The following is a 16034-nucleotide window of genomic DNA, read 5'->3' as shown; positions in this document are numbered from 1 at the left end:
TCATGTCCAGGACCATTGCCGGCCGTCTGATCGTCGGGACCGCGCTGTCGCTCATCCTCGCCTTGCCCGCCGCGGCCGCCGAAGCCGACGAGCAGACGCAGCGCGACATCGTCGTCACCGCCGACCGATATGAAACGGTTCCCGAGGCCGGCAAGGCCGACATTCCGCTCATCGAGACGCCGCAGGCGATTTCGGTGATTACCGCCGAGGATCTGGAGAAACGCGGAGTGACGCGGTTGGCGGAGGCGCTGCGCGGCGTCGCGGGTGTGTCGCGCAGCAGCACCTACGGCTTTTACGACGCCTATCAGATTCGCGGCTTCGACGCGGCCTATGGCAGCGTCTATCTCGACGGGCTCGCCAGCCTGAACTCGGCAGGGACCAACAATGAGCTGGCCGGGCTCGAACAGGTGGAGGTGGTGAAGGGACCGGCGTCGATGCTCTTCGGCTCGGCGCCGCTCGGCGGCATCGTCAACCTCGTCAGCAAGCGCCCCAAGCCCGAAGGCTTCGCCGATGCCTCGATCGCGACCGGCTCCTACGGCCTCGTCGAGGCGAGCCTCGACGCCAATGCGCCGCTCACCGCCGACGGTGCGCTGCTCGGCCGCATCAACCTGTTGTTCCGCGACAGCGGCGATTTCGTCGACTTCGCGTCGAAGAACCGCATCTATGTCGCGCCGTCGCTGACGTGGAACATCAGCCCGGCGACGCGCCTCACGCTGCTCGGCCGCTACGAGCGCAACCACGACCGGCCGTGGTCGCCGGTGTCAGCGTGGGGAACGGTGCTGCCCTGGGCCTATGGTGATCAGCCGATCGACTTTTCGATCAACAATGACGAGGTCGATCACGCGATCCAGAACCAGCGCTATGTTCACGCCGGCTATGTCTTCGACCATCAATTTTCGGATGCGCTGTCGTTCAACCAGACGCTCCGCTACACCGATCGCAAGACATTCTACAATAACTGGGTTTTCTGGGCGGGCTTCGTCGATAGCGATATTGTCGATGGCGTGCAGCAGGGCCATATCGCCGGACGCTATATCTATGGTCCCTTCTACGAGCGCGACAAGGACATTGCGGTCGACAGCCGCTTTGCGCTGAAGGTCGCGACCGGCATCGTTAAGCACGACATCATGGTCGGGCTCGACTATCGCAGCAGCAAGAGTGCCTATCGTGACGATGCCAGCAATTTCGATTCGGCGGCGAACCCACTCGACCTGCTCGATCCCGATTTCGACACGCCGCTCATCCACGATCCGGCGGCCGCCTATGCGGGCGGCGGCAAGACGCGGCAGACGGGCCTCTATATCCAGGACCATCTGAATTTCGGCGATGTCGCGACGCTGACGCTGGGCGGCCGCTACGACTGGGCGAGCGCCGACGGGCAGAAGGACAGGAAATTCAGCCCGCGGATCGGCGCGACGGTCAATGTCGCGCCCGGCGCCGCGCTCTATGCGAGCTGGTCGCGGTCCTTCGTGCCGCAGCCCGGCTATTTCACCGTCGACGGTGACACGTTGCCGCCCGAAACGGGGCGCAATGTCGAGGCTGGGATCAAGTTTCAGTCGGGGAACCGCCTGAGCGGCATGATCTCGGTCTTCGACTTGCGGCGCCAGAATGTCGCGACGGAGGACCCGGCCAACCCCTTCTTCTACATCACGACGGGCGAGCAGCGCAGCCGCGGGATCGAGGTCGAGGGCACCTGGCATCCCGCGCCCGGCGCGACGCTCGCCATCGCCTATTCCTATCTCGACGCGACGATCACGAAGGATAATCTGCTGCCGGTCGGCGCGCGGCTTCAGAATGTGCCCAAGCATGGGTTGAATATCTTCGGCGAATATATCGTGCCGTCGGGTCCGCTCGCCAATCTGGGGATCAACGCGGGCTTCCAGTACAACAGCCGCAAGGTCGGTAACAATTACCCCGAAGATCTGGATTTCGACGGTAATTTCGATGCGCTGTCGCTGTTCGCGCTGCCGGGCTATGCGCTCTTCGACGCCGGTCTCTCCTATGCCTATCGCGACTGGACGATCCGCCTCAACGTCAACAATCTGTTCGACAAGCGCTATTTCCCCGACAGTTGCTGCGTCGACCGCGTGACACCGGGCGAGCCGCGGAGTTGGCGGCTCAGCTTGTCGAAGCGATTTTAAGGCACGGGCTGAGCTAACGGCATTTCACGGCGTCCAAGGTGCCGTCGGCCGTCTTTCGGGCCGGCAGGACATTTGCGGGGACCTTCGCCGCATCGGCGCTCAGGCGCAACATGGCACGGACTTGGCTGATTACCGGCTGATCACGAGATTTCGGGCGCGCACTGTCCGAGGCGGTCCTCGATGCCAGCGACAATTTTCCGGCAACGGCACGCGAACCCACGACGCTGGAGGGGCTCGGTGCTGGAAGCCGAGCCGTCGGCCATTACTTCGGCGGGACAATGGCCGGTGGCTGGATTTCTGACAGGTCAGGATTCGATGGCGCTTCGGGCCACGCAGCGGAAACCGATATGGCTCGTGGAGCTGTCGATGGTTTCAGGGTGACGGGCGGCCGGTCGGTAGCGCTGGCAATAGTTGGGGGCGCAAAGATGCGAGCCGCCCTTGAGCACCTTGCGGCCGATGCGGATATCCGGTTGGGCGGGGTCATAGCTCCGCCGCAGCGGCCCGCCGCGCGGATTGTCGATCGCGCAGCAGGATTTGCCGGGACGCTTCATGCTCGCCGCGGGTGCGGACCACCAGTCTTGCGTCCATTCCCAGACATTGCCGATCATGTCGTGCAGCCCGAAGCCGTTGGCGGGGAAGCTGCCGATCGGCGAGGTGCCCTCCCAGCCGTCGAGGCGCTGGTTGGCGAAGGGAAAGAGGCCTTGCCAATAGTTGGCGAGCATCGCGCCCCCGGGTGCCAGTTCATCGCCCCAGGCATAGTCGGCGCCGTCCAAGCCACCGCGCGCGGCATATTCCCATTCCGCCTCGGTCGGCAGCGCCTTGCCCGCCCATGCGGCATAAGCCTCCGCATCGGCATAGGCGATATGGACGACCGGATGATCTTCGAACCCCGCGATCGAACTTTCGGGGCCGTCCGGATGGCGCCAGTCGGCGCCGAATTCGAACCGCCACCAGTTGGCGGGGTTGCCGAGATCGACGGGGCCGCGGGTCTTGCGAAAGACAAGCGAGCCGGGGCGATCCATGCCGGGCAGCATGCCCGGATAATCGCGGGGATCGGCCGCGATTTCGGCGGCCGTGACATGCCCCGTCACGGCGACGAAGCGCGCAAAGTCGCGGTTGGTGACGGGCGCGGCGTCGATCCAGAAGCCATCGACCCGCACCTGGCGGACGGGGGCTTCCTCAGGGTAGAAATTCCGCGATCCCATGGCGAAGGTTCCGCCGGGCAGGAAGACCATGCCCGGCGGCCCGTTTGCGGAAATCTCGCCGTTCGTGTTGCGCATGGTCACCCCCGCTTCGGGCCGGCTTTGATTTGCATCCGCCGCCGTCTATCGTCAGGGGGCGGTTAGCTCAACGATCGCAGCATGGGGAGGATTTTTGAAGCGGCCAGTCACGATCATCGATATCGCCAACCATGCGGGCGTGTCGTTCAAGACCGTTTCGCGTGTCCTGAACGGCGCGCCGACGGTCGCCGAGGACCTGCGCTCGCGGGTCGAAAAGGCGATGCGCGACCTCGATTACAAGCCGAATCGCGCCGCCCGGCTGCTGCGCGGCGGCAAGGCGCACGCGCTGGGGCTGATCGTCGGGTCGCAGACGCAGACGATCGCCCAATCGCCCGAACCCGACCGCCGCATGCCGAGCTACGCCGCCGACGTGATCCTGGGGCTGCTGCAGGCCTGCCACGCGGCCGAATATCATCTGGTGATCGAGAATATCTCGCCCGGCGGCACGCCGGAAGCGCAGGCGATGCTGGGCCGCTTCCTCGATCTCGTGAAGCTCGACGGAGTCATTCTGGTGCCGCCGCTGTGCGACACGCCGTGGGTGCTCGATCTGCTCGACAGCCGCGGCATCGCTTGCGCGCGGATCAATCCGGGGCTCGATCTCGACCGCGCGCTCTGCCTCGTCATCGACAATAAGAGTGCGGCGCGCGAAGTGGGCGAGGCGATCCTGTCGCGCGGGCATCGGCGGATCGGCTTCATCGATGGCCCCCGCAGCCACGTCGCGCTCGGCGAACGCCGGACGGGTTTCCTTGAGGCGGTGCGCCGGGTTGCCGGCGTCACGGTCGAGGTGCGGCAGGGCAATTTCCTGTTCACCTCGGGGTTCGAGAAGGGGCGCGAGTTGCTGTCGCTTTCCGAGCGGCCGACGGCGATCTTCGCTGCGAACGACGAAATGGCGGCCGGCGTGCTCGCGGCGGCGGTCGATTGCGGTATCGAAGTGCCGCGCCAACTGTCGCTCGTGGGGTTCGGCGGCCTCGCCATTTCCGAACATAGCTGGCCGCGCCTCGCCACCGTCAGCCAGCCCACGATCGACATTGCGCGGATCGCGGGCGAACGGCTCATCGCCCGCGAAGGAGGGGCCGCGGCCGACTGGAACCGGGTCGTGACCATGCCGTATGAACTCGCGACGCGTCAGTCGCTCGCCCCGGCGCCGGACTGAGACCGGCCGCCGCTTTCATCGATCGAACGCCCGATATTGACGATTGGCCGATGCCGTCTTAGGAGGTCGAGACAACGTTGTCCCGAATCATTCGAGGGCAGGACTTCGCTGCTGTCGCCATGGCGACGGCGGCAATCTGGGGAGGAAGACATGACATATCGCCGCAAAGCCTTTTGGATGGGCAGTGCTGTCCTTGCGCTGTCGGCGCCGGTTGCCGCGCACGCGCAGGAGGCGCCCGCTCCGGCGGACGACGTCTCGGGCGACGAGATCGTCGTGACCGCGCAAAAGCGCGAGCAAAATCTTCAGAAAGTGCCGGTTTCGGTGTCGGTCCTGTCGGCGGCGGCGCTGGCCGACAACCGGGTCAGCGGGCTCGAACAGCTATCGCTGGTTTCGCCCTCGATCGGCTTCACCAACAGCGCCAACACGCGCGGGCAGGGGCTTTCGATCCGCGGCATCGGCACCCTCAACTTCTCCGACGGCGTCGAGCCTTCGGTCTCGACGGTGATCGACGGCGTCGTCATCGGCCGCTCGGCGGCGTCCTTCTTCGATTTCAACGATATCGAGCGCATCGAGGTGCTGCGCGGGCCGCAGGGAACCCTGTTCGGCAAGAACAGCTCGGCCGGCGCGCTCAACGTCGTCACCGGCAAGCCCGATCTCAACGAATCGAGCCTTGAGGCGTCGGCGAGCTATGGCACCTTCGACGATGTCCGCCTGAAAGCCACGGGTTCGCTGGTGCTCGATCAGGGGCGCGCAGCGCTGCGCATCTCGGGATTCCGGTCGAAGGCCGACGGGATCATCACCAACACCGTCAACGGCGAAAAGCTCAACGACAACGACAGTTGGGGCGTGCGCGGCAAATTGCTGTTCGAGCCGAGCGACGTCACCTCGATCTATGTGATCGGCGACTATGGCGAGAGCAACCGCAATTGCTGTGTCTCGACCGTGCGCTCGGTGCTGCCGACGACGGTCTATTACAATGGCGACACACGCGCCGACCTGCTCGCCGGACAGACGCTCGGCCCGCTCAACCGCGAGGTGACGATCGACGGCGATTATTTCAACCATCAGAAGACCGGCGGCGCGTCGGTCGAGATCAACACCGAACTCGGGGGCCAGACGATCACCTCGATCACCGCCTATCGCGAGTTCAAGGTGTTCGACAACAACGACCCCGATGGCGTTCCGCTGCCGGTGGTGAGCCTCAACAACGCCCGCCAGAAACAGCAGCAGTTCACGCAGGAACTGCGGCTGACGTCGCCCGCGGGCGAGCCGATCGAATATGTCGTCGGCCTCTTCTATTTCTGGCAGGACGTCGTCAGCCAGACGCAGGTGAAGGGCAAGCTGGTCGTGAACCTGCCCGGCGACCTCTATCTCGGCAACCAGGTCGACCGCGACATCACGACCAAGAATGTCGCAGCCTTCGGACAGGTGACCGGGCATCTGACCGACAGCCTGTCGCTGATCGGCGGCTTTCGCCTGACTTCCGAGCAGGCGGTGGCGCATTTCGACCGGACGATCCTGCCGGGCGCCGTCGCGGCGATGCCGAGCCTTGGCGGACCCGCCTATGTCGCGCCGACGCTGAAGGCCACCGACACCGACCTCAGCTATAAATTGGGCGTGCAATATCAGGCGTCGCCCGATGTCATGGCCTATGCCACCTATACGCGCGGCTACAAGGGGCCGGCGCTCAACATGCTCAACAATCTGACCGCGGTGACGGTCGATGCGGGGCTGGCGGTGCTGCGGCCCGAGATCGCGCGCAACTGGGAAGCCGGCGTTCGCACGACGCTGTTCGACCGGATGCTGACGCTGAACGTCACGGGCTTTTACGAGACTTTCACCGATTTCCAGGCGCAGACCTACAGCGCGCTCCTGACCTCGTTCCAGCTCACCAACGCGGGCAAGCTGATCACCAAGGGGGCAGAGGTCGAGGCGATTCTGCGGCCGGTCGACGGGCTGAATCTGTCGGGCAACCTTGCCTTTACCGATACCGAGGTGCGCGGGCTGGTCGTGAGCTGCTATGCCGGGCAGACCGCGGCGCAGGGCTGTGTCGGCGGCCGTCAGGACGTGACCGGCGAAGCGCTGACCAACGCGCCGAAATGGGCGTGGACGCTGAACGCCAACTATGGTGCCGACATCGGCAGCACCCTGCGCGGCAGCGCCAATCTGGCGTTCACCTATCGGTCGAAGACGCTGTTCGGCTATCGCGACCCGAACACCGCGCAGCCGGGTTACGGTCTGCTGAACGGGCGCCTGTCGCTCGAGACGCAGGACGGCCGCTATGGCGTTTCGTTATTCGGCAAGAATCTGACCAAAAAGCATTTCGCGAGCTTCATCGGTGCCGGTCTGCTCGACACGTCGGCGACGGGCGCCGGTTACACGCAGTTGCTGACCCCCGATGCCTTCCGCACCTTCGGGGTCGAAGGCCGGGTTCGCTTCTGACCCATCGCAGACGGCGGGGACGCCGGCGCGTGCGCCGCGTCCCCGCCGGAATATGGAGCCGATCGATGGATTATTCCCGCCGCCGCTTCGTCGGCACCCTTCTGGCTACCACGACCCTGTGCGGCCTGGCGTCCGCGCGCGCGCTCGGCAGGGCGGGGCCGCGGCCCAATATCATCACCATCCTGCTCGACGATGTGGGCTATTCGGATATCGGCTGTTTCGGCGCCGAGATCCGCACCCCGGCGATCGACAGCCTTGCCAAGGCAGGGCTGCGCTACGTGCATTTCGACACCAAGTCCGTCTGCGCCTCGACCCGCGCGTCGTTGCTGACCGGGCGCAATTGCCACACGGTCAACATGCCCGACGTGCCCGATGTCGCCGCGGTGCTGCCGGGCGATCCCCAGATGGCGCGATTGTTCCGGATGCCGGGCAATGCGCAGACGATGGCGCAGGCGCTGCAAGGGCGGGGCTATGCCACCTGGGCGGTCGGCAAATGGCACATGATCCCGATGGACGAACTGGGGGAGGGCACCGGGCGGGACAATTGGCCGCTCCAGCGCGGTTTCGACTATTTCTACGGCTTTCCGAGGGGTTGGACTGACCAGTATCGGCCCGAGCTGGTCGAGAATAATGCCTATATCAGCCGCGACTTTCCCGCCGGCTATCATCTGTCGGTCGACCTCGCCGACAAGGCGATCGACCTGATCGAACGCCATGTCGCGGAAAAGAACGACAGCCCCTTTTTCATGAACCTCGGTTTCGGCACCGCGCATTCGCCGATCCAGGTGCCGCGCGAATATTCGGCGCCCTATGACGCGATCTACGAAAAGGGGTGGGACCAGGTCCGCGAGGACCGCTTCGTCCGCATGAAGCGGATGGGGCTGATCCCCGCCAATACCCGTCTGCCGCCGCGCGAACCGCGCGACCGGGCGTGGACCGAACTGTCGGATGACGAAAAGGCCGTTTTTGCCCGTTATATGGCGGTCTATGCGGGTTTCATCGAGCATTGCGACCGGCAGATCGGCCGCCTGCTGGGCGCGCTGCGCGAACAGGGGTTGTTCGACAATACGATCATCATCCTTCTGTCCGACAATGGTGCGGCGTCGGAGGCGGGGCAGAGCGGTTTCTTCGACGGGCTCTATCGCGCGAACAGCCTGACTCCGGCCGAGCAGCGCGCGCGCATCGACGACCTGGGAACCGCGCGGACGCAGGCCGAATATCCGCGCCCGTGGGCGATGGTCGGCGACACGCCGCTGCGGCGATACAAGCTGTGGCCCTATTCGGGCGGCACCCGCACCCCGATGATTTTTCACTGGCCGCGCCATGTGACGGACCCGGGCGCGATCCGGCGGCAGTTCGTCGATGTCGTCGATATCGCGCCGACCCTGCTCGAAGCAGTCGGCGCGCGTTTCGATCCGGTTGTCGGCGGCGTGGCCCAGATTCCGGTCGCGGGCCGCTCCTTCCTGCCGACGGTGCAGAGCCGCAAGGCGCCCGGCCGGCAGGTCCAATATTTCGAGTTGCGCGGCAATCGCGCGATCACCAGCGGCCGCTGGCGCGCGGTCGCGCTCCACGATTGCGACCAGCCCTATGCGAACGACCGCTGGGAGCTGTTCGACCTCGACCGTGATTTTTCGGAAAGCACCGATCTCGCCGCCCGCTATCCGGCCAAGGTCGCCGAACTGAAGGCGCTGTGGGACGATCAATGGGCGCGTTACGGCAACGGCGTGCTGGCGCAGCCGGGGGCGCTGACGTGCCGGCTGTCCGACATGTTCGATCGGCACCCGGTTGCCGGACACGAAGGATGAAGCCAGAAACAGGGGAGCGGTAAGGATGCGAGGACATTATGCGACGATGGCGCTGGCGATGCTTCTGGGGAGCGCGGCGATGACGGCTTCGGCGAAGGATCAGGCGGCACCGTTCGCGGCGGCCGAGGCGGCGGCCGACGACTGGGCCGCGAAGACCGAAGCGCAGATGACCGACGACGAGCGTTTCTCGCTGCTCCACGGCTTCATGCCGATTCCGATCGGACCTTATGCCGACCCCGAATGGCAGGCGAAATGGCCGAAAGACGTGATTCCGGGTGCGGGCTATGTCGCGGGCGTGCCGCGCCTCGGCATCCCGTCGCAGCGCGCGACCGACGCCAGCCTGGGCGTCACCAACCCCTTCGGCATCCGCAAGGGCGACAGTGCAACCGCGCTGCCCGCCGGCCTTGCGCTCGGTGCGAGTTTCAACCCCGACCTGGCCTTCGCGGGCGCCGAGGCGGTGGCGAGCGAGGCGCGCGCCAAGGGGTTCAACGTCCTGCTCGGCGGCGGCATGAACCTGATCCGCGATCCGCGGAACGGGCGCAATTTCGAATATATTTCCGAAGATCCGCTGCTGTCGGGCATCATGGGCGGCGCGGCGGTGCGCGGCGCGCAGTCGGCGGGGGTGGTCTCGACCGTCAAGCATTTCTCGCTCAATTCGAACGAGACCAACCGCCACACATGGAACGCCGAGATCGATGAGGCGGCGCATCGCGAAAGCGACCTGCTCGCCTTTCAGATCGCGATCGAGCGCGGCCATCCCGGCTCGGTGATGTGCGCCTATAATCTGGTCAACGGGCAAAAGGCGTGCGGCAACGACCATCTGCTGAACACCGTCCTCAAGAAGGACTGGCGCTACAAGGGCTGGGTGATGTCCGACTGGGGCGCGGTGTCGGGCGCCGACTTCGCGGTCAAGGGTCTCGACCAGCAGGCGGGCGAGCAGCTCGACAAGCAGGTCTGGTTCGACGCGCCGCTGAAGGCCAAGCTCGCCGACGGCAGCCTGACGCGCGACCGATTGTCCGACATGGTTCGCCGCATCCTGCGTTCGATGAAGGCGAACGGGCTGGTCGATGCGGGTCCGGCGCCCGCGGTCGACATGGCGGCGCACGCTGCGGTCGCGCGGCGGATCGCCGAGCAGGGGATCGTGCTGCTCAAGAATGACACGAACGCCTTGCCGCTCGCCGCCAACGTCGGCTCGGTCGCGGTGATCGGCCGCAACGCGCATGTCGGCGTACTGTCGGGCGGCGGCTCGTCGCAGGGCCTGCCGCCGCGCGGCTGGGCGGCATCAATCCCGGTTGGCGGCGGCGAGGGATCGATCGGCGCGTGGCGGATCGAGCGCTGGTTCGCGGGCGCGCCGCTCGCCGCGCTGCGCGAAGCCCTGCCCAAGGCGCACGTCGGTTTCGATCCCGGCCTCTATCCGCAGGACGCCGCCGCCCTCGCCGCGCGCTCCGACGTCGCGATCGTCTTTGTCAGCAAATATGAGGCGGAGGGGTTCGATTCGCCCGACCTGTCGCTTCCCGGCAATCAGGACGCGATCGTCGAGGCGACCGTCGCGGCCAATCCCAACACCATCGTCGTGCTCGAAACGGGCAATCCGGTCGCCATGCCGTGGCTGGACAAGGTGAAGGCGGTCGTCGCTGCCTGGTATCCGGGGCAGGAGGGCGCTGCGGCGATCGCCGACGTGCTGACCGGCAAGGTCAATCCGTCGGGCCGCCTGCCGGTCAGCTTTCCCGCATCGACCGACACGCTGCCGCGTCCCGCAATCCCCGGCTACGGCACGCCCGAAAACACGCACGTCACCGCGACGATGAACGAAGGGTCGGACGTCGGCTATCGGTGGAATGCGCGGACCGGGGTGAAGGCGCTGTTCCCGTTCGGCCATGGGCTGTCCTACACGCGCTTCGCGACGGACGGGCTCAGGACCGACGGCGCGACTGCCAGCTTCACCGTCCGCAACAGCGGCGAGCGGGCGGGCGCGACGGTGGCGCAGCTCTATCTCGTGTCGCGCGATGGCAAGCCGGTGCGGCGGCTGGTCGGTTTCCAGCGGGTCGAACTGGCGCCGGGGGCCGAACGGACGATCCGGCTGACGATCGATCCGCGGCTGCTCGCCGACTGGAACGGGACCGGCTGGACGATCGCCAAGGGCGACTATCGCTTCGCACTCGGCGAGGATGCCGAAACCCTCTCCACGCCCGTCGCGGTGTCGCTGAAGGCACGTGTCTGGCAGGATCGGTCCTAGATGACCGTCTTGTAATGCGGCGGTCATGCGCCGGGCAGGCGCACGGGTCTATCCCGTTCTCGTCGGGTCGAGCCGGTCCGCACCATCCCCCCTGACCCTGGCATGGACCGGCTCCCCTGGCTTCGCCCGCACTGGAAGGGGCGGATCAACAGTCAAGGAGAGAAAGTCCATGCGTAACGTTGCCAAACTCGCCGCCGCCGGTGCCTTGTCGCTCGCAATCGTCAGCGGAACCGCTTTCGCGGCGACCGCGCCCGCCAGCCAGCCGGCGAAGACCGCGGTGACCAAGAAGGCCCCGGCCAAGCACGTCGCCGCGAAGAAGGTCGAAAAGAAGGCCCACTGATCGGCCTCATCCTCTCCGTCCGAAAAGGCCGGTCCGCACCCGCGGGCCGGCCTTTTTTTTTGTCATAACCTTTTGATTTCGCCCGGGCGCAATGTACGCGCCAGATGGATGAACGAGCGGCGCGCGATCACTTCGAGCATCGGCATCTGCTTGCGCCATGGCTTTTCATAGCCCGCGAACATCGTCATCCCTTCCATTGACCCCGAAATGAACAGCGCCAATATCTCGCGCTCGTCGTCCGGAAGCGCTGGATTGATCTCGGCAATGAGTTCATTGAGCGAGGCGCGCGCGCGCTCGTAAAGATCGTTCATCCGGTCGTGAACGAATTCATCGTGGTTCGCCATCGCCCAGAGTTCGGGGAAGAATCGCGTCGTTTTCTTGGTGGTGATGTCCTCGAGGATTAGCGCGACCAGATTCCCGAGCCGCGCTTCCGCGCTCGCGCCCGGTTCGTGGAGGATCTCGTCGAAGGATTCTTCATAGCTGCTGATCACGGCATTCAGCAGTTCGCGAATCAGATCCTCCTTCGATCTGAAATAATAGTTGAGGCTGCCGACGTTCATGCCCGACTCGGCGGCGATGCGGCGAAGCGTCAAAGCCGATGCGCCGTGGTTCACGAGCAGCGACAGGGCCGACCGCAATATCTGTTCGAAGCCATCCTGACCGCGCGCATAACCCCCGATCCGCGGTGCGATCTTCAGGTCCGGAACGATGAAATTGGTCAATTTTCTTGGCCTCCTGCGCTTCCGCGTAGCCAACTCGCCTCTCTCGGGCAAGCGTCCGACTTTACTCGATTGACTAAATTTAGTCGATCGCATAATGTTTGGATGCGGGCCACCAGAGCCCGGTGCAACAGATGAGGGAGACGGAGGATGGCGCGCATCGACCGAGCGGCGGCTCTTGCCATATTGTTGATGTCGGCGAGCGCATCGAGTGCCGCGGACTATCCGCAGCCGCTGCCCGAAGAGCCGGTCCCGACCGTCGCCGAACTTCCCGAACATTATCCGGGCAGCTGGGTCTTCGTGCAGGACCTGCACTTCAACAGCCTGCCCGACGGCCGTGCGGCGATCGTCGACGTCGGTGCCGAGAATAATAATCTGCGCGGACAGATTCCCGTCGCGCAGTTCGGCGTCATGCTGCCCTCGACCACGCGCGGCGAAATCTATGTCGGCGAAACCTTCTATTCGCGGCTGACGCGCGGCGAGCGGACCGACGTCATCACCATCTGGGACACGAAGACGCTGACCCCCAAGGACGAGATCGTCCTGCCCGGCGGCAAGCGCGGGCTGTTCGTCACACTGCGCAACAGCCTGCAACTCACCAATGACGAGAAATGGGCGCTGGTGTTCAACTTCACGCCCGGCTCGTCGGTCACCGTCGTCGATCTCGACGGCCGCAAGATATTGTCGGACATCGAGCTTCCGGGTTGCTCGCTCGTCTATCCGACCGGGCCGCGCGGCTTCACCTCGCTCTGCGCCGACGGGACGATGACCAGCATCGCGCTCGACGCCGCGGGCAAGGCCGGGCCGGCCGTGACCAGCGCCGTGTTCAACGACATAGACGACGATCCGCTGTTCATGACCCCCGCGATGGTGGGGCGGACGGGCTGGTTCGTCAGCTTCAAGGGCCATGTGCGCGCAATCGATTTTTCAGGCGCCGCTGCCAAGGATCTCGGCAGTTTCGCGCTTCCCAAGCAGGATGGCGGCGAACCCGAATGGCGCCCGGGCGGCTGGCAGGTGATCTCGGCCGACCGCGCCGGGCTGCTCTACATCCTGATGAACCCCAAGAGCGGCGAGGGAACGCACAAGGACGGCGGGACCGAAGCGTGGGTGATCGATCCGAAAACGAAGACGCTGGTCCGCCGCATCGCGCTCAGGAACCACAGCGTGTCGATCGAGGCGACGCAGCAGGAAAAGCCGCTGCTCGTCGCCTCGCGACCCGACGGATCGCTCGACGTCTATGACGCGGCGAGCGGCGCGTTCGTCCGCACGATCGTCAGTGTCGTGCACGATCCGATGACGATGACGGCGGCGCGCTGATGGCCGCCCTGCTTCCCGTCCTCGCGCTGTTCCTCGCCCTCGTCCTGACGACTGCGGCGGCGCACAAGCTGGTCGAGCGCGCGCGGCTGACGCGGGCGACCGCGGGCCTGCTGCGCCTGTCGCCCGCCGTCGCGATGCCGGTGACGATAGCGGCGGCTGCGACCGAGTTCGCGGCGGCGCTCGCGCTGTTCTTTCCCGCTTCGCGGCCGACCGGCGCGCTGCTCGCCGCGCTGCTGTGGGCCGGATATGGCGCTGCCTTGCTCACGGCGCGGCGGCGCGGCGACGGCGGGCTCGATTGCGGCTGCGATTTCGGTGCGCGCAAGAGCGGGATCGGCCGCTTCGCCATCATCCGCGCCCTGGCGCTCGCCGCCGCCGCGCTGCTGCTTTGCCTCTCTCCCGCCGGGGGCGGCGGCATCGACATTCCGTCGATCTTCGCCGCCCTCGCCTTTGTCGCGCTGCTCTTTGCTGCCGGCGAGCTCGCCAGCCTTCCCGCACCTCGCAGGAGTGTCACTCGATGACCGGATTTTTCCTCGCTTCGCAAATATTGCTCTGGATCGCCATCGCCGTTCTCGGCGTCCTCGTCGCGGCGCTCGCGCGGCAGGTCGGCGTTCTGCACGAGCGGATCGCACCCGCCGGCGCGCTGACGCTGCACCAGAAGGTCAATGTCGGCGACATGGCGCCCGCGATGACGCTCGACACGCTGAACGGCGGACAGGTCGCGATCGGCGGCAAGCGTCATCGCCGCGGCCAGCTCCTCTTCTTTCTCTCGCCCGACTGTCCGGTCTGCAAGACTTTGCTCCCCATCGTCCGCTCGGCGAGCGGCGCCGAGCACGACTGGCTCGATGTGGTGCTGGCGAGCGATGGCGATCCCGCCGCGCACCGCCGGCTGGCGATCGCCGAGGGGCTCACCGGTTTCGACTATGTCCTGTCGGAAGAACTGGGCCGGTCGCTCGGCGTCTCGAAGCTCCCCTATGCGGTGCTGATCGACGAGGAGGGCCGCATCGCCTCGCTCGGCCTCGTCAACAATCGCGAGCATCTGGAAAGCCTGTTCGAGGCCAAGGAACGCCGCGTCGCCTCGATTCAGGATTATCTCGCGCGCGGTTGAGCCGGGCGAAACGACAGGAAGGGGACGGATATGTCGGGTCTCGACAAATTTTCGGAAAAGGTGACGCGCAACGTCGCGCGCGCGACCTCGCGGCGCAGCCTGCTGACGCTGATCGGTGGCGCGCTGACCGGCGCGGCGGTCATCCCGGTGCTGCCGGTGTCGCGGGCGCAGGCGCAGACCCACGGCGGCGGCGGCGATCCGGTCGCGCCGCAATCGAGCGGCAATCCGCAGGATCCCGGCGACCAGACGAAATGCGATTATTGGCGCTATTGCGCGATCGACGGATTTTTGTGCAGCTGCTGCGGCGGCTCGCCGAGCTCGTGCCCGCCGGGGACCGAAATGTCGCCGATCACCTGGATCGGCACCTGCCAGAACCCCGCCGACAACCGCGCCTATATCATCAGCTATAACGACTGCTGCGGCAAATCCTCGTGCGGGCGCTGCCTGTGCAACCGCAACGAAAACGACCGGCCGATGGTCCGCCCGCAGGCGAACAACGACATCAACTGGTGCCTCGGCACCTCGAGTTCGGTCTATAATTGCTCGACCGCCGTGATCCTCGGCGTCGCGCTGGAGCAGCAGTGATGCGGCGGCTGGCGACCCTCCTTGCCCTGGCCGCGCTGGCGGCGGCAGCGCCGGCGACCGCGCAGGACGGCGCGACGATCTACAAGCGTTGCGCGGCCTGCCATCTGGCCGATGGATCGGGCGTGCCCGGCGCCTTTCCGCCGTTGAAGGCCGATGTCCGCGCGCTCGCGGCGACGGCCGCCGGACGCCGCTACCTCGCGCTCGTCGTGATCCGCGGCGTGTCGGGGCCGATCACCGTTGCCGGAAAAATCTATCGCGGGACGATGCCCGCGCAGGCCGGACTCAATGACGCGCAAATCGCCTCGGTCCTCAACCATGTGGTCCGCGGTTCGTCGGCGAAAGCGTTCACCGCAAAGGAAATCGCGGGCTACCGCGCGGGGGGCGCCTCGCTTGCTCCTGCCGCCGTGGCGCGTCTGCAGCCGGGCACCGCCGGCAAATGAAATGGCTGGCCGTTCCCGCGCTGATGCTGGCGACCGGGGCGGCCGTGGCGACACCCGGCCCGGCCAGTCCGGACGCGATGCCCGGCGTCGCCGATCCGGTGCGCGCGCGGCAGCACTGGATATTGCAATGCCAGGGATGCCACCGCCCCGATGCCACGGGAACGCCGCAGACGACCCCGACGATGGCGGGCTTCGTCGCGCGTTTCCTGCAGGTGCCGGGCGGACGCGAGTATCTGGCGCGGGTACCGGGCGTCGCGACGGCGGCGTTGTCCGATGCCGATCTGGCGGAGGTAGTGAACTGGTCGCTAGCGCGGTTCGACCCCGCGCATCTGCCCGCCGATTTCAAACCCTACACCGCCGCCGAAATCGGTCGGCTGCGGAGCAAGCCGCTGCGGGCCGAAGCGAGCGCCGTGCGTGCCCGGCTGGTGGCGGACTTTGACGAAGCGGAAATGACGACAGGGAAATAGCAAA

The 16034-nt window shown here is 66.1% G+C and carries 14 protein-coding genes; 12 read left to right on the top strand and 2 right to left on the bottom strand.

The window, feature by feature from the left end; translation table 11 throughout:
* Positions 1–2 precede the first annotated feature (2 nt).
* Positions 3–2141, top strand: coding sequence for a TonB-dependent siderophore receptor (locus ACVENA_RS14740; protein ID WP_449325963.1), 2139 nt, complete (start codon positions 3–5; stop codon positions 2139–2141).
* Between the two features lie 305 nt (positions 2142–2446).
* On the opposite strand, the gene ACVENA_RS14735 is transcribed toward ACVENA_RS14740, so the two are convergent.
* The gene (locus ACVENA_RS14735; RefSeq protein ID WP_449328946.1) at positions 2447–3376 is read right to left on the bottom strand and encodes a formylglycine-generating enzyme family protein; all 930 of its coding nucleotides are present in this window, start codon (positions 3374–3376) and stop codon (positions 2447–2449) included.
* 139 nt (positions 3377–3515) lie between these two features.
* Between ACVENA_RS14735 and ACVENA_RS14730 the strand changes: the two genes are divergently transcribed.
* From ACVENA_RS14730 to ACVENA_RS14710, 5 genes are all read left to right on the top strand, one after another.
* Positions 3516–4574, top strand: coding sequence for a LacI family DNA-binding transcriptional regulator (locus ACVENA_RS14730; RefSeq protein ID WP_449325962.1), 1059 nt, complete (start codon positions 3516–3518; stop codon positions 4572–4574).
* Between the two features lie 150 nt (positions 4575–4724).
* Complete coding sequence (locus ACVENA_RS14725) at positions 4725–7016, top strand: TonB-dependent receptor (RefSeq protein WP_449325961.1); 2292 nt, start codon at positions 4725–4727, stop codon at positions 7014–7016.
* Between the two features lie 65 nt (positions 7017–7081).
* Positions 7082–8821, top strand: coding sequence for an arylsulfatase (locus ACVENA_RS14720; protein WP_449325960.1), 1740 nt, complete (start codon positions 7082–7084; stop codon positions 8819–8821).
* 25 nt (positions 8822–8846) lie between these two features.
* Positions 8847–11057, top strand: a complete 2211-nt coding sequence (locus ACVENA_RS14715; RefSeq protein ID WP_449325959.1) for a beta-glucosidase — start codon at positions 8847–8849, stop codon at positions 11055–11057.
* 169 nt (positions 11058–11226) lie between these two features.
* On the top strand, positions 11227–11397 hold the full coding sequence (locus tag ACVENA_RS14710; protein WP_257544274.1) for a hypothetical protein: 171 nt from the start codon (positions 11227–11229) through the stop codon (positions 11395–11397).
* Positions 11398–11459: 62 nt separating this feature from the next.
* On the opposite strand, the gene ACVENA_RS14705 is transcribed toward ACVENA_RS14710, so the two are convergent.
* Positions 11460–12119 carry a TetR/AcrR family transcriptional regulator gene (locus ACVENA_RS14705; RefSeq protein WP_257544272.1) on the bottom strand — a complete coding sequence of 220 codons (660 nt, stop codon included), beginning with the start codon at positions 12117–12119 and terminating at the stop codon, positions 11460–11462.
* Between the two features lie 147 nt (positions 12120–12266).
* Between ACVENA_RS14705 and ACVENA_RS14700 the strand changes: the two genes are divergently transcribed.
* The 6 genes from ACVENA_RS14700 to ACVENA_RS14675 are packed head-to-tail and all read left to right on the top strand — an operon-like array spanning position 12267 to position 16030.
* Positions 12267–13433 carry an amine dehydrogenase large subunit gene (locus tag ACVENA_RS14700; protein ID WP_257544247.1) on the top strand — a complete coding sequence of 389 codons (1167 nt, stop codon included), beginning with the start codon at positions 12267–12269 and terminating at the stop codon, positions 13431–13433.
* The gene (locus ACVENA_RS14695; protein WP_257544245.1) at positions 13433–13951 is read left to right on the top strand and encodes a MauE/DoxX family redox-associated membrane protein; all 519 of its coding nucleotides are present in this window, start codon (positions 13433–13435) and stop codon (positions 13949–13951) included. The genes ACVENA_RS14700 and ACVENA_RS14695 overlap by 1 nt, the downstream gene beginning before the upstream one ends.
* Positions 13948–14538, top strand: coding sequence for a redoxin family protein (locus ACVENA_RS14690; RefSeq protein WP_257544243.1), 591 nt, complete (start codon positions 13948–13950; stop codon positions 14536–14538). The genes ACVENA_RS14695 and ACVENA_RS14690 overlap by 4 nt, the downstream gene beginning before the upstream one ends.
* Before the next feature lie 30 nt (positions 14539–14568).
* Positions 14569–15123: a methylamine dehydrogenase light chain gene (locus ACVENA_RS14685; RefSeq protein WP_297665146.1), complete on the top strand. Its 555-nt coding sequence runs from the start codon at positions 14569–14571 to the stop codon at positions 15121–15123.
* Complete coding sequence (locus tag ACVENA_RS14680) at positions 15123–15563, top strand: c-type cytochrome (protein WP_449325958.1); 441 nt, start codon at positions 15123–15125, stop codon at positions 15561–15563. The genes ACVENA_RS14685 and ACVENA_RS14680 overlap by 1 nt, the downstream gene beginning before the upstream one ends.
* Complete coding sequence (locus ACVENA_RS14675) at positions 15560–16030, top strand: cytochrome C (RefSeq protein WP_449325957.1); 471 nt, start codon at positions 15560–15562, stop codon at positions 16028–16030. Before ACVENA_RS14680 ends, ACVENA_RS14675 begins: the two co-directional genes overlap by 4 nt.
* The last annotated feature ends 4 nt before the right edge of the window (positions 16031–16034 follow it).

The sequence above is a fragment of the Sphingopyxis sp. 550A genome (genome assembly GCF_053569535.1).
This window is presented reverse-complemented; position numbering and strand designations above follow the sequence as displayed.

Excerpts from the sequence above, each read along its gene's own strand:
- ACVENA_RS14740 (WP_449325963.1), top strand. The coding sequence starts at position 3 with ATGTCCAGGACCATTGCCGGCCGTCTGATCGTCGGGACCGCGCTGTCG.
- ACVENA_RS14735 (WP_449328946.1), bottom strand. The coding sequence starts at position 3,376 with ATGGTCTTCCTGCCCGGCGGAACCTTCGCCATGGGATCGCGGAATTTC.
- ACVENA_RS14725 (WP_449325961.1), top strand. The coding sequence starts at position 4,725 with ATGACATATCGCCGCAAAGCCTTTTGGATGGGCAGTGCTGTCCTTGCG.
- ACVENA_RS14720 (WP_449325960.1), top strand. The coding sequence starts at position 7,082 with ATGGATTATTCCCGCCGCCGCTTCGTCGGCACCCTTCTGGCTACCACG.
- ACVENA_RS14715 (WP_449325959.1), top strand. The coding sequence starts at position 8,847 with ATGCGAGGACATTATGCGACGATGGCGCTGGCGATGCTTCTGGGGAGC.
- ACVENA_RS14710 (WP_257544274.1), top strand. The coding sequence starts at position 11,227 with ATGCGTAACGTTGCCAAACTCGCCGCCGCCGGTGCCTTGTCGCTCGCA.
- ACVENA_RS14700 (WP_257544247.1), top strand. The coding sequence starts at position 12,267 with ATGGCGCGCATCGACCGAGCGGCGGCTCTTGCCATATTGTTGATGTCG.
- ACVENA_RS14695 (WP_257544245.1), top strand. The coding sequence starts at position 13,433 with ATGGCCGCCCTGCTTCCCGTCCTCGCGCTGTTCCTCGCCCTCGTCCTG.
- ACVENA_RS14690 (WP_257544243.1), top strand. The coding sequence starts at position 13,948 with ATGACCGGATTTTTCCTCGCTTCGCAAATATTGCTCTGGATCGCCATC.
- ACVENA_RS14685 (WP_297665146.1), top strand. The coding sequence starts at position 14,569 with ATGTCGGGTCTCGACAAATTTTCGGAAAAGGTGACGCGCAACGTCGCG.
- ACVENA_RS14680 (WP_449325958.1), top strand. The coding sequence starts at position 15,123 with ATGCGGCGGCTGGCGACCCTCCTTGCCCTGGCCGCGCTGGCGGCGGCA.
- ACVENA_RS14675 (WP_449325957.1), top strand. The coding sequence starts at position 15,560 with ATGAAATGGCTGGCCGTTCCCGCGCTGATGCTGGCGACCGGGGCGGCC.